Source organism: Streptococcus sp. 5905 (genome assembly GCF_013276505.1).
GTDB lineage: Bacteria > Bacillota > Bacilli > Lactobacillales > Streptococcaceae > Streptococcus.
Window position 1 is genome coordinate 758,216 of sequence record NZ_VMLC01000001.1, and the last position, 14,138, is coordinate 772,353.

A 14,138-nucleotide genomic window follows, 5' to 3' on the forward strand; every position below is an offset into this window, starting at 1 on the left:
CTCTAGTAGCAAATATTACGTACTTTATTGATCGTTTCACAAGATGACGTGTGCTTTCACCACACTAAAAATTTATGAATTAGGACAAGCGTCCTAACATCAACTTATAAAAGTAGGCTTTTAACCCTATCAATAATGTGGCTTTTCAACCACGCTTCGGCATTCAACCCTGCCTGTCCGTAGGCATTTTTTACTCGGGTTTATATTTGCTAGAAAACATCATCTCATTTTCTAAGCCTTATAACTATATCATGTTTACAAGAACTTGTAAAGTGTTTTTTAAAGATTTTTTAAATCTTTGTTCGTAAATAGCCAAAATATCGTCAATAAGTTACATTTCATATAATTGAAAACGGTTATAAAAGGAACTAATTCTTGTAGTTCCTTTCAACATTATTTTATTCTATGCTTATTCATTTTTTCTTGAAAAATATCTGTAATGATTTGGCGCAATTCTTCTCGTTCCTTCTCAGGAATCTCACCACTTCTCTTGGCAACTGCGTAGAGCTCTGGATATTCAATAGAAATTCGCTTTATTGTCCGAGTTGTTGCGTGTTTTCGCACGAAAAAGGGAATGCGTTTGATCCATTCCTGAGGCACTAGGGCAAGGATTTTCGCAGCGGTTTCCTTATCGCTAATTTCAGATGTTGTCAGTCCCTGCTTTATCATGTCCTGTTCTTTTTCAGTAAAATCTTTTAATTCCATGATTCTTCTCCTAGTTAGTAAATGACTCTATGATAGATTATATACTAATCCTGACCGAAGTACAAATAGAATAACATCAAAAAAACTTAGTAGGTCTTTATTTCACTAATCATCACGCGCTACTTCTCCAACTAGCTCAAAATCTACCATATGGTAGTTTTCATCCAAGCGAATTAAGGAGAAAAATTCATTCCAAAACAGGTGGTCACTGGGACTTTTCCACTGGATACCATACCATAGTTGGGTCGAGTCTACAGGATGGGCAGGCGGGACAGACCATAATTTATCACCAAAGGTAGTTCGCATGGCTCCTTCATCAATACTAGCTAGTAAATCCACACCATCCAGCTTATAGGAGATAGCTTTTGATTTTGCTGCTGAAATACGGTCTTCATCCAGCTTAAACTGGATAATTTTACAGTCCTCTAAGACAGTTTCTTTTATTTCATCTCCGTATAAGGCAATACTTCCAAGGATTAAACCATCTTTGCCAAGAAGATAGGGAGCATACGACACAGCATTACTATCTCGATGAAAACCTTTTTCGATAAAAATACTCTTATCAGCCTGATATTTCTTGATTTTCCCAGCAGAAAGAGCCTCATCATAATCATTACTAAAGCTGTCATTCTCCCTGATATAGATGTCAAAACCTTCTTTTAGAAGGTCACTCACACTTGTTTGGGTTAGCGTGATCGACTTGTCATCTATTTTTAGTTCAGGCGCTTTGGGAGGTGAACCGATCTGACCGTATGCAATCATAACAAATAAGGCCACCATAAAAGAAACCACAAGCGCAAGCATGGCTTTGCCCGTGCGTTTTCTGGCATTAAAAAGTGCCATAATCGGCGGTAGGATCACAATTCTTGCCAAGATAGCATTACCAGTTCCTCCCCTACTCATTATTTGCACTACAAAAACGCCAGCAATCGCAATTATCGACAAGTAAACTAGAAGTTCGCCAAGCCCCATCTTATCTGTACGAGTTTGCTCATTTACTGGCTCGTCTAAGACGGATTTTCCATTCACTACCAGCCTTTTGAGGAAGAAATACATTCCGAGTCCAATCCCCAAAAATGCCAATGCAAGAAAAGCCAGCGAACTGATTACAACTATTCTACCCATCTCAATTTTCTCCTTAGTTGATACATTCGATCCTTAATTTCTTTTTCAAGGTTCTATTCGCAATCAGTAGCACAAGCAAAAAAAAGGGCGCCCCATTAAGAACAAATATGGGGAAAGCCTTGATAGCAATCCATAAGATCGTCCCTTTTTTCTCAATCCAACTACTCCCCCAATCACCATTAATCAATGGAAATAATGATTCTATATAGCCTTGATACCATAGAAAAAATGAATTTTGGGAGCAATTCGCATTCAGCCAGATAATTATCAAGCAAAACAGAATCAAATAGACCAGACCGACAAATACACAAATTCGTCTGGTGGTCTTTGTTGCCTGATGACAGATTCTTTCTTTAGTCTCTTGATTGATCCCTTCAAGACCACTATTATTGCAAGCTTCCTTTTCAAACCGATAGAGTAGATACCGATAGAGGTAATCTTTTCGCTTATGACCTTTCATATCAAACCTCTTCTAAGTCTTGGACAACAAATTCAAAATCATTGTTTAGATTTCTAATCTCAAGGAATTGCAGTCTAGATAATTTGTGATTATTGGCGAAGGGAACATAGGGCTCTTGTTCAGAGCATATCGACATACCATGTTTTTTCATCGCCAAAACAATAGAATTTCTCATCAAGGACAGATTTTCTCTTCTCCCTCTTCAAAAGCACCAGTAGTCAGACGTGTATTTCTAAATAATTGATCCCTAATGCTTACTTAGAAATCTAATAGCAGATTTTTGAGCCTTTTCTATTTTTTCAAGATCCATATTTTCTACTGCAGAAGATGGTATCCATCTCTTGCCAAATAATAGTTGAGCTGCTTCTATCATCAAACCACAAGCATAAGGATCTTTTTCTTCGGTAATAGCTTGAATAAAACTGGCCTTTGCTTCTTTACATATGGTTTCTATTTTTACTCTATGAAAGGACAGCTGCATGAGACTTGTTGCCGCCCATGCACGACAAAGGGCATCTCCATCATCAAGCATTTGTCTTGTCAAAAGATCAATTTCTTTTTCTGTTCCTACCCAACCTAAAGCTATGACTACCTTTTGACGAAAAATAGGATTCTTTAAATCTAAAAGTGAAATGAGAATAGGAATCAGTCGGTCACAAAATGAGCTATAAAAATCTCGATGCTTTGATTTAGAAAGGATTTCCGCTATAAGATATGCAGTCAATACACTTTGTTTTTCATCTTTAAATTCATCTAACTGATTAAATAAAAACTCGAGTCCATCTCTTCCGTGTCTATCAAAGCTACCTTCTAAATGCAGATTTCTACCTTCATTCCAATCTTTGCAAATCAATTCGTAATGATATGCGATTTCTTGGGAACTACCCAAATCAGCTGCAAATTTGATTCTTTTACCAGAAGGAAAGCCTTCTTTTTCCAAGTCAAGGTATGCTTTTTGTAAATCTTCTTTATCCATTTTTTGCCTCAAACTATTTTATTCTTTTAGAAACGTTTAATAAACCTTTTAACAAATAGTAACCATGACATTCCCATTGAGCTCTAAAATATTCTTGTAAAACTCTTTCATCGCTTGGAAATAATCGCAGATTTCTTCTTTAATCTCTTCCTCTTCGTCATCAAAATCCCAAATATCAGGATAAAGATCTGCATTTTTACAAGCTTGCATACTAAAATGAGCCATGGCTTCTTCCATATCAAAGTTTTCCAAAGCCGAACAAATCTCTGACACTTTTGATTTTTCTGTATAAGCAATATATTCCGCAACATTTTCAAGTGGCGCCACACCCAAAACAGCCACGCTCAAAGGAGCATTCCGACTAGGGTTTGAACTTCCAACCCCTGTAAGCACAAAATGGAGAACATCCCACATTTTGTCTATATCAAGTAGAAGTTCTGCTTCCTCTTCTACTACCTCAAACTGATCATCTCCTTCACCATTAAAGGCCTTCAGTTGATGTAAATACTGATCGTTTATATATTGATAATTAGCAATCATTCCCATTTGTTTTTCCTCCAAAATTTCTATGTTGAATGACAATATTTATATTTTATAAAAGCTTATTATCGCTAGGGTGTAATTCCTATCTGATGAATAGTATCTTCAGATGTTTTCCCTATAAAGTGTTATAATAAAGGTGTATCCAAAATGTGGATTATAGTTTGAAAAGGAGAATAGCGATGGGCTTTTTTATATTTGCTTTGACTTTTTATTTTATTTTTTTCCTATTCTTAGTCTGTACGATTTATCTCTATTTTAAACTGGCGAGTGCTGTTAGCGCTGGCGAAGAAGTTCCTAAGTGGATGTATCAGTTTGGACAAGGTTTTCAAGGACGCTACCATGTTGAATATGAAGATATCACTAATAGGAACGCTCTCAAAGAAGTAAACCTATTTATTTTCTATTTTATTCTGGCTAATATCCTCACTTTAGCTGTACTGTATGTTAAAATGGACAATTTTGCAGCAGCCCTCTATACTTGTTTAAAGTCTCAATTCGCCATTGTTGTAGCGAGCATGTTGTTTAGACAGTTTGTCAACTTGGTAATATTTATAGTAAGCCGTTCAAAAAAAGATCGTGGTCCCTATTCATCAACCAATGCTGTCATTGGTGCTATCTGCTTGACCACCTTAATCTTTATGTTCTGTATCATGATAACTGGTGTCCCCGCCCAACCTATTCCAGTTCAAATCGACAAGACCAGTGTGGTGGTCGGAGAAACAAGAGCTTCAGAATTACTGGATCAGGGATTCAGCTTTACTGGAAAAAATCCTGAGAGCGAGATTGTGAACAAACGCAATGACCATTTCTATTATGGAGAACTGCTCGAAATAGTCCGAGATGGTCAATCTTATGGCCTTATGAGCATTACACCAAAGTGGAAAGACACTGATAAACTCGAGAACTGCGTCGTCACATACTATGAAATCTCAGCAGACAGCCCACAACTATCCAAAGTTAAAATCAACGGCCAAGACCTCTCCAAACTCACAATCACTGATTTTAAAACGAAAAACTTAACAGATATCTTTTCACTAAAACCTGCTGATGCTAAAGAAGTGAAACAGGACACCTACTTCAGTCTGAGGCTGCAAACTGCCGACTATGTACTATGGAACAGCTATCAATTTGTGGCGAATTTCAATAGTGATCAGTCCCCCAATCGATACGGAGTAAGAGCTCAGAATACAATCTGGGAGTGAAAAAATCCCTACTCCTGATAGGATAATGTAACGCTGTCTATCTCTTTGAAATAGGACTTCATCTTAAATAAAACTCTTATATTTTTATAGGGAACTCCGTCGCTCTCCTCTTCACTAGTGGAGGGCCTTTTTGTTCCAAGCATATCATATAAATCAGCGGTTAATTCTTTTCTTTTATCAAATTCAAAATAGACATCTCCAATATACATACTTGCCGGATCAGAGATGATAGCCTTCACCAACGTTCCATCTAAAACAGAACATTCCTTATCACTTAGATTTTTTACCTGCACCGTAACTTTTGTATAATACTCCATACTATTATCATTATAGTCTTTGGACAATATATAGTTTTCGCTATTTTCTCCAGGTTGCAACTTGATCTTTTGAAGTTCTTCTACTGTGGTAGATGATAATTCGAAATGCTTATATAAGCAATCATCAAGCGTATCGCTTCCCAGTACAAAGGAGGTCGTGTTTACTACAAATACAAATCCCTTTGAATTCTCAGGGTGTGTTCTTAGTTGGGGTTCCAATTCTTGACGAATTTCCTCAAAAGATGTTATGTTTAATTTTCCATTTTCTGCATTGCAAACTTGTCGATAAATACTGGTATCGATTGACCCATCAAGATTCCTCCTCGATCTCTTTAATCGAATACCACTGATATCCATTCGTACCCCGAAACAATCAGTTTCTACTAAAATAGGATACTTCAGGCTAGTATAGTTGATAAAGTCCAACATCTTGTCATAGGATTCTTTTAGTTGATCTAAATTTGTTACTTCTGTAGAATAGACAAAATTTACGGGATGCAGATAGGACAGGACATCATCACCTAGATTATGATCTTCTTTATACTCCGCAAGGGCTCTTGTACAAAATGTTTCTTCAAAATCAGAATGAATAAAAGGTGACCCCATTGCTAGCCAATCATAGGACACACTACAAGTAAAAGAAATATCAGGATAATCCTTCAATGTCACAAACCAATAATAGGAATGCTTGGGGTCTTCTTTCATCTCATAAGTATTTTCTCCATAGACCTTATTGAGATATCGAACTAGTCGCTCTTTGTCTTCTTTATGCGAGGTACAGGCACTTAGTAGAAGGGCGCCAACTATAATAATAAATAGACAGGAAATTTTTTTAAATAGTTTCATTTTTTCCTCTTCCTTGCTATCTAATCAATATTCTCTACGATAAAGGGACTTTTATAAGTTGAGTTCTTTAATTCGCTTCCTTCTAATGATAGTATGAGTGGATAATAAATTCTTCACTTCTTCAATACTAGCTTGACTATTTAAATTCGAGTAAGTTGCACTAGATTGAGTAAACTCAGATTTGACTGGACTCCTCTCTAAACCTTTCTGTGATTGAGAGCAACATACTAATGTCAGTACAAAAGCTGTACATAATCCTAACTTTAATATTCTATTGTATTTTTTAATACTTTTCTTCTTTCATTAACTGTAACTCACCGCACTCTATCATCTGCAACCTCTGTGATCTAAAATACTCTCATCAAATAAATTTGCTCAAATCGTTAAATGAATAATCTTTATAGATTTGATTTGGTTTAAGTACAGAATCAGTTGTAACAGGCAAGTTTTCCAGTAATGTTTCCGCATTTAGTCCTTCTGGTAAGGAAATCAGCTCTCCAGAAATGTTTTCCTGTCTATGCACAGTAAATAGAAACTCCCCTTTTTCCCAATCTATTGCAAAATCATTCATCACTTCAGATTTGGATATGTCTAACAATTCTTCCTGTTGTGCTATAAAGTTTTTATAGATAAATTCATAAAGTGCTTCTTTATCTATTTTTACAACTCTAAGTATGTTAGCGTCCATTGATTTTCATACTCCTTTTAAAGCGAGAGCAAATTATTGTTTTAACATGAATTGACTTGATAACTAACATTATAATAGCTCAACTTCAATGCCAGCCGCATCGAAGATTTCTTTCACGCTCTCAAAATTGCTGCTTAAAATAGTTGCTTCTTTTAAGTTTGGAAATTGTTGCAATTCGGATAAGCTGAGTTCATTCAAATCAAATGTTTCATCCTCTCCATCCCATTGTGGAATGATATTCATATAAATCTCATTTCCACCATCCATATAAATTTCTTTGACCTCTTCAGCATATTTCTTAGGAATAGATAATGTTTCAAAATACTCAAGAGCAGGCCTTATAACTTCCATGCTTTCAGTATCAATCTCTTCTTCACTGTATTGATCAGCAAAAACATCTATATCAAAGGATGGTTTCAATACTTGTAAATCGTACATTAAGACCTGAATGACGGCCAATTTAAAATTCAAATGATCAAAATGGAGGATTTGTTCAGAATCCACATTTGCTTCATCATTTTCTACATCAAGTTTCTTTTCAGAAACAGCCTGATTTTCTTTAGCCTTGTCATGTGACTCCTGATTGAACCACTTGTTTCTTTTTCGCTTAAAAAAACTAAACATGATTTCTCCTTACTAAGTTTCATCTAAATAAATTTTTACTTTGAGGTATTCCTTTTCTTTAGCATCGGCAAAGACCTCAGAGTTTCGAATATAATTAAAGATGTTTTCATCAAGATTTTCGTTCCATATAGACTCACTAAACTCTGCATTCTCACTAGTCGGCTTATAGAAAATATCTAAAAAGACTGGATTAGATGGTTCATCGTTCTCTTCTTTCTAAGGGTTTACCTCTGGTATTTCCTTTATTATACTACATAAACAGAAAAAAGACTGGAACGAATGGTCCCCCATCATTACAGTCTTTCTCTTCTCATTTTTTATTCAATCACAAATCCTTTTGGTAAGATGACAAGTTGATTGTCTCGCTCTTGACAATGACTGGCTAGCGCTACAGAATCACTAACTACAAGATAATTTTCTGCTGATTGGTTAAAAATTGCTCGGACCTTTTGGCCATCATAATCCCATGCCAGAGATAGTACATCCGGCTTGATTTCTTTCAGACTATAAGTTCCATGTTGGATAATGTCTGAAACATTCTTGCGAAGCTGAATCAATTCCTTCATGAAATGAAGCATGTCATTGCTTTCGGAGACACGTTCCCAAGGCATGGCACGACGACAATCTGGGTCTGGTCCTCCATCTAACTCTAACTCGGTTCCGTAGTAGAAACACGGCGTCCCTCTTTGCAAAAAGAGGCAAGCAAGGGCAGACTTAACAAGTTGAACATCTCCCTTGGCAGTAGCTAGAATGCGCTCCGTATCGTGAGAATCCAGAAGATTAAACATCACTTCCGAAATCTGCTGTCTATAGTACATAGACTGGCTATTGATCTCATTGATAAATTGACTTGTCTTCTTAACCCCGCGCAAGAAATAATCCTTGATACTGTCAGAGAGAGGATAGTTCATGACCGCGTGGAATTCATCGCCATTTAACCAAGGCTGAGAAGTATGCCAGACTTCTCCAAGAATATAAAGGTCAGGCTTTTTAGCCAAGACAGCCTTCCGGAAATCTCTCCAAAATTGGTGATCGACTTCATTTGCCACATCCAGGCGCCAAGCATCGATATCAAACTCTTCAATCCAGTAGGTCGCAACGCTCAACAAATAGTCTCTCACTTGATGATTTGCCGTATTGAGCTTAGGCATATAGCTCTCAAAGGCAAAGGTGTGGTAGGATAGTTCTCTTTTATTAACAAGATTTTCTTTAACGACTGGAAAGTCTTGAATATGGAACCAGTCTTTATAAATAGAATCTTCACCATGTTTGAGAACATCCTGCCACTGTGGAGCTTGGTCTCCGATATGGTTGAAAACAGCGTCCAGCATGATTTTCATGCCTCTCTGATGGGCTTGATCTACCAATTTACGGAAAGTTTCCTTGTCTCCAAAATGATGGTCAATTTCGAAATAATCCGTCGTATTGTACTTGTGATTGCTTGGGGATTCAAAAATCGGACAGAGATAAAGACCTGTAATCCCTAAGTCTTGCAAGTAATCCAGATGGTCAATAATCCCCTGTAAATCCCCACCAAAGAAATCGCTCGTCTTTGGTTTAATAGACGAATCCCAAGCTAGCGAACCTTCTGGAGAAATCACAGGATTCCCATTAGCAAAGCGTTCTGGGAAAATCTGATACCAAACTGTATCGGCCACCCAGTCAGGAACATGGCAAGCATCAACCTCATGGATATACGGGATTTTAAAGCCGTTTCCTTCGTAATGAAGATTTTCAAGTGTGTTTTCAACACATCCCTTATCGCCATATAAGATACTCTGACCTTGCTTATCCTTGAGTTCAAAGAGATACTGGAGTCGTGCATAGCCAACTGTAATCTCCACTTGCCAGTAATCAAACAAAGCATCGGAGGTAACTTTGATCATCTCCTTGATTGCTTCATAACGATCCTCTATAAAGATAAAAGGATCTCCATAATGTAAGTTGATACTTTCGATATCTCCTCTTTTCGTTCGGATACGAATGTGCATTGTCTTATCTTTATAAAGATAAGCATACTCCGACTCTGGTCTGTGGTAAATGGCTGTTAATTCCATTGTTTTGTCTCCTAATTTACTTTAATTCACTTATAACGCAAACGCTTTCATAATCATAACTCCAGTATACTACTTTAAAATTTTATTTGCAAGGCTCGTTTGTATTTTCCAATAGTTTGTTTATGAAAATAAAAAAGCAGTAAATCTCACAACTTACTACTTTTTAAATGATGATTTACAAATGTCTTTCCAGCCATTCAATCTTCTTAAAATCTTTATTGCTATTTTGATTGTTTCGATAGGAGTCTTGAGAAGATGCTTTGTAAATACTTAGATACTGTTCCAGACTTGGAACACGAAAAGTGATGTTCTCAAGATGAATAAGCTCTATATCCGATTCCGAAACTCCTGCAAAATCAGGTAAGGAATCGATACTTCCAAATTCAACACTCAAGCCATCTTTTTGGAATTCATGCTCATGAATATCTATTAAAGTGTAGCCCAAGTGGTTCATAACTTTCATTATCTTGTCCCAGTCATAAATCCTGAGATGATCAGGCGCTTCCCATCCTCTTGGATCGCCAGGCACATGAATGTCAATATCAGACGGCTTCCAATCTTCATTTGAACGGTATTCAAACCCCAAAGACCCCATAAGCGTCGGTGTAATTCCGACTTGGTTTAAATGAGAACAAATTACTCGAAATTCATCAAATAGAGAATTCATTCCTCCTCCAATCGTTGATATAAAACTTAAAGGATAAACTAGTTTTCCTTCTACTCTTTCGGTTGTGAAAAGACTTCAATATGCTGGCCTAGTACCTTAATCTCTACAGGTAGGTTATCCGACTTATCGCCGTCAACATCAGACTCCAACTCACTATCTGAAGAGATCTTAATATTACGCGCTCTGATATACTCAATATTATCATTTCCGACAACATCCCCTTTTAGTAAATCAGGAATGACAGATAATTTAGAGAATATTGAAGCATCTTTTAGAATCAAAATATTGGCATAGCCATCTTTATTTTCTTCAAAGATTTTCTTATCAGCGAAGTAATTTGTCAAGAGAACCAAAACATGACTTGCTTCACCATCATAATTTCCATTTTCTGTCTCAATCTTAATGTTAAAGACCTGATCCGTCATCACAGACTTCATAGTATTTACAGCATAAGCTAAAATACCGAATTTTGTCTTGTCCTCGATCTCCACATTGTGAATCGCCTCAGGCAGAGAACCGATACTAAAGATATAACCAAAATAGTTGTCATTTGCTTTACCAATATCAATCTTATTGGTTAAATTAAAATCGAGTTCATCAATCGCGCCATTGATGTCTTGATTGATTTCCAAAAGTTTCGTAATGAGGTTGCCTGTACCGCCAGGGATAATCCCTAACTTCGGAGTGTAGTCTCTCTCAGCAATACCTGAAATGACTTCATTGACAGTCCCGTCTCCACCAAACACAACCACTGCATCGTACTGCTCACGAGACGCTTCCTCAGCAAAATGTGTCGCATCTAGCGCTTTTTCAGTAATTTTGGTTTCCACATGCTCAAAATAATCCTTGGCCTTATTCTCCAGCTTGACCTTATAATCCAAGGCCTCTTCCCCACCAGAGGTAGGGTTGATAATTACCATTGCTTTTTTCATTGATTTTAATCCTCAAAATTTAATTAAATATTTATTATCTGTTGAATGGGAACGCAACTATAGCAAAAATATATACAAAAGGAGTCCCTATCAACAAAATATTAATAGGTCTTCTTTATCTTGAGCTCATCAGTTCAACTTCCCTTTTTTATCATATTTTTTGTTACAATTACTACCATTATTCTTTACTTCTTCAACTCTGCTAAGTACTATTCTTAGCAATTCACTTTTTGTCTTAGTACTTGTATAACATCTTTTTGTAAAACAATTGTAATTATTTTTTCTTACTTCATCCAAAATTGCTTGATAAAATACAGCAGCAGCAGTCACTGGAAATAGTGCATCTGAGTCAAACATATATAAATGACTATAAAATTTATCATAGTAATAATCTGAGAGTAAAGCTATTTCTTCCCACAGACGAACTATTTTATCACTTACCTTAAGACTAGGTTTAAAAAATGAATACCCTTTGTTAAAAGAATTTGGTACGACGGATAGATTTTCCAATTCTTCTTTTGTAACACCATATTTTTTCATTAAAGATTTTGGTAGATAAATTCTGTTTCTGTTTCTTAAATCCTCACCGACATCTCTTAGAATGTTTGTAATCTGCATCGCAATCCCCAAGTCTTCACAAATTGACTCATAACGCTCATCAGCTTTCTCACCTTTAAGCATAGGTGCTAGCATAAGCCCCACAGTGCCAGCAACTTTTTTACAATAAAGTATTAAGTCGCTCTTGTCCCCAATCTCCTCAAAATTAAAATCACTTTTCTGACCATCTATCTGTTCAAGTAATGCGTCAAGGGAGATTTTGCGTAGTCGAACAGCATTTTCAAACGCAAACCACCAGGCATATTTTTTATAATTATCACTTTGATTACTACCCATGTACAAAGACTTCACGTCTTCTTCTAATAGGTTTAAAAGTTGAAGCCGTCTCGCCTCGCTCTGCGATTCTGTATCTGCCAAATCATCAGCATACCTACAGAAAGCATAGATAGCTGCTATATCTAAAAATTTTGCATGCTCAATCTTCTTAAAAGCTGCATAAAAACTTGATGCATTTTTTCGCATTACCTCTTCAGCAGCCTGGTATGATAAGTCTAAATTCATGAGAAATCAGCTCCTTCCAAATCGCGACGAAGCTCCTCTGCACATATTTTGCCACTCTGCATGACAATCGGTACACCGGCTCCCGGGTGTGTGCTACTGCCGGCAAAATACAGCCCTTCACAAGAAAGACTCTTTGCCTGAGGTCTCAGATGATTGCTTTGCGTTAAAGTAGGTTGTAGCCCAAAAGTCGCACCTCGATAGGCATTGAAAGAATTCATAAAATCACGAGGTGTAAAATATCGTTCGGAAGAAATGTTATCTCTCAAGTTTTGCAACGAAGGCAACTTCTCCAATGTTGAAATCGCATGCTCCCTATAATAATTTACAGTCTCATCATCCCATTCATACTGCGATGCCTCCACATCGGAGACTGGGATCAGTAGATAAAAAGAAGATTTACCCTCAGGAGCCATTGTAGCATCAACGTTTGAAGGAATGTGAAGATATACAGACGGCTCTTTAATCTTACTTCCGTCAAAAATACTTGTCAAATTTGAATCTAAATCATCTGCGACCACAAACGTATGGGCAGCAAGGTCAGGATAGACACCTTCAACTCCCCAATAGAATACAAGACAAGAACAAGAATAATCCATTGAATCAATCTTAGCGGAATGATACTTTCCTTTGTCGGAATCATTCTTAATCAAATTTTTCATAGCATAAGGGAAATCTGCATTACAAATCACGGCATCTGCCAAAATTTCTTGCCCTGAAACTGAAATACCTTTCACCTTATTATTTTTAGTAATAATCTCTTCAACAGGCATCTCATAATAAATTTTGCCACCAAGTTCTTCAAAAAGCTTAGCCATCTAGCTAGCCATCGTAAACATTCCTCCCTTTATAAACCAAACTCCGTAAAGTAACTCAATCATGGGAATGATATTGTATAATGAAGGTCCTTTTTTCGGAGAAACCCCAATATATAAGGTTTGGAAGCTGAGCATCTGTTGAAAGTCTTTGTCTGGTATAAATTTCGACATCATTTGATCCGCACTGTCAAACGTTTTCAATTTTAATGCATTCCAAAGAACCTTGGGATTATAAAAATCGCGTTTATGTCGGAAAGGTTTTTTAATAAAATGCTCTAAAGCAATCTGATAGCGCTTATAAATCGAACTAAGATAATCATATAATCCCATCGAATTTTCAGAACCTTTACTTTCAAAAATCTTATGCAATTCTTGCAAATCATTCGAAATGGAATAGGATCTTAAAGGAGACGAATTGAAATATACATCATACATCGGGTTCAATTTAACCATAGGAATATAATCGTCTGGATTACGCCCCGCAATTTCAAAAATTTCCCGATAAATTGACGGCATCATCACCAAGGTTGGTCCCACATCAAAAGAATGACCATCAAATTCCAATCGATGCATTTTCCCACCCGGCATAGCATTTTTCTCATAAATTTCAACTTGATAACCGGCATTTTGAAGACGAATTGCTGCAGAAAGTCCCGCAATACCAGCACCTATAACCAATACTCTTTTCATAATTATCCTTTCACAATGGTTTTTATCCACTTAAGAAACAACTACAAGAATCATTGGCTCGTGTCTCCCCTTTCGGGGACAATGAATTGTAGTAGGGGTAAAAAACAAAACTTTTCTAGTTTTAATTTTACTTTTTTCGCAATTTTTCATGCACTAAACTAAATATGCGTTACTATAAATATTTGTGAATTGGGTTATCTATAATTCTTATTTCTCCTTTCTACAGATACCTTATGCCATCTTTTTAACATCAATCTGTTTCTATAATATCTCAGTATTTATACAAACTAAAAGAGTTTTAAATCTACAACTCTCATTATACCATTTAAAGCCTAACTAATAAACTTATAGCTAGTATGTTGGAATCTTATA

The 14,138-nt window shown here is 36.4% G+C and carries 13 protein-coding genes and 1 pseudogene; 1 reads left to right on the forward strand and 13 read right to left on the reverse strand.

Going from position 1 to position 14,138, the window contains the following annotated elements; translation table 11 throughout:
* Positions 1 to 393: 393 nt before the first annotated feature.
* The 5 genes from HT680_RS03705 to HT680_RS03725 all read right to left on the reverse strand — a co-directional run bounded on the left by HT680_RS03705 (position 394) and on the right by HT680_RS03725 (position 3,812).
* Entirely contained in the window at positions 394 to 705 is a 312-nt protein-coding gene (locus tag HT680_RS03705; protein ID WP_000420548.1) for a hypothetical protein, read from the reverse strand.
* Positions 706 to 810: 105 nt separating this feature from the next.
* Positions 811 to 1,830, reverse strand: coding sequence for a hypothetical protein (locus HT680_RS03710; RefSeq protein ID WP_173258327.1), 1,020 nt, complete (start codon positions 1,828 to 1,830; stop codon positions 811 to 813).
* Between the two features lie 13 nt (positions 1,831 to 1,843).
* On the reverse strand, positions 1,844 to 2,290 hold the full coding sequence (locus HT680_RS03715) for a hypothetical protein (protein ID WP_173258329.1): 447 nt from the start codon (positions 2,288 to 2,290) through the stop codon (positions 1,844 to 1,846).
* Positions 2,291 to 2,537: 247 nt separating this feature from the next.
* Positions 2,538 to 3,266, reverse strand: coding sequence for a HEAT repeat domain-containing protein (locus tag HT680_RS03720; RefSeq protein ID WP_173258331.1), 729 nt, complete (start codon positions 3,264 to 3,266; stop codon positions 2,538 to 2,540).
* 48 nt (positions 3,267 to 3,314) lie between these two features.
* Entirely contained in the window at positions 3,315 to 3,812 is a 498-nt protein-coding gene (locus tag HT680_RS03725) for a YfbM family protein (protein WP_173258333.1), read from the reverse strand.
* A 176-nt stretch (positions 3,813 to 3,988) separates the two neighbouring features.
* Here HT680_RS03725 and HT680_RS03730 point away from each other — a divergent pair, with 176 nt between their 5' ends.
* Positions 3,989 to 5,011: a hypothetical protein gene (locus HT680_RS03730; RefSeq protein WP_173258335.1), complete on the forward strand. Its 1,023-nt coding sequence runs from the start codon at positions 3,989 to 3,991 to the stop codon at positions 5,009 to 5,011.
* Between the two features lie 8 nt (positions 5,012 to 5,019).
* Here HT680_RS03730 and HT680_RS03735 read toward each other — a convergent pair whose 3' ends face one another.
* The 8 genes and pseudogenes from HT680_RS03735 to crtI form a co-directional block, all read right to left on the reverse strand.
* Positions 5,020 to 6,174, reverse strand: coding sequence for a hypothetical protein (locus tag HT680_RS03735; RefSeq protein ID WP_173258337.1), 1,155 nt, complete (start codon positions 6,172 to 6,174; stop codon positions 5,020 to 5,022).
* A 361-nt stretch (positions 6,175 to 6,535) separates the two neighbouring features.
* Positions 6,536 to 6,862 (reverse strand): hypothetical protein, encoded by a 327-nt coding sequence (locus HT680_RS03740; RefSeq protein WP_173258339.1) that lies wholly within the window; start codon positions 6,860 to 6,862, stop codon positions 6,536 to 6,538.
* Positions 6,863 to 6,931: 69 nt separating this feature from the next.
* Positions 6,932 to 7,486: a hypothetical protein gene (locus tag HT680_RS03745; protein ID WP_173258341.1), complete on the reverse strand. Its 555-nt coding sequence runs from the start codon at positions 7,484 to 7,486 to the stop codon at positions 6,932 to 6,934.
* Positions 7,487 to 7,803: 317 nt separating this feature from the next.
* Positions 7,804 to 9,543 carry a glycoside hydrolase family 13 protein gene (locus HT680_RS03750; RefSeq protein ID WP_173258343.1) on the reverse strand — a complete coding sequence of 580 codons (1,740 nt, stop codon included), beginning with the start codon at positions 9,541 to 9,543 and terminating at the stop codon, positions 7,804 to 7,806.
* A 175-nt stretch (positions 9,544 to 9,718) separates the two neighbouring features.
* Positions 9,719 to 10,210, reverse strand: a complete 492-nt coding sequence (locus HT680_RS03755; protein ID WP_173258345.1) for a phosphoribosylanthranilate isomerase — start codon at positions 10,208 to 10,210, stop codon at positions 9,719 to 9,721.
* Between the two features lie 50 nt (positions 10,211 to 10,260).
* Entirely contained in the window at positions 10,261 to 11,142 is an 882-nt protein-coding gene (locus tag HT680_RS03760; RefSeq protein WP_173258347.1) for a diacylglycerol kinase family protein, read from the reverse strand.
* 129 nt (positions 11,143 to 11,271) lie between these two features.
* Positions 11,272 to 12,261 (reverse strand): phytoene/squalene synthase family protein, encoded by a 990-nt coding sequence (locus tag HT680_RS03765; RefSeq protein WP_173258349.1) that lies wholly within the window; start codon positions 12,259 to 12,261, stop codon positions 11,272 to 11,274.
* Positions 12,258 to 13,766, reverse strand: a pseudogene (gene crtI, locus HT680_RS03770) (phytoene desaturase family protein). Before crtI ends, HT680_RS03765 begins: the two are co-directional and overlap by 4 nt.
* Between the last annotated feature and the right edge of the window lie 372 nt (positions 13,767 to 14,138).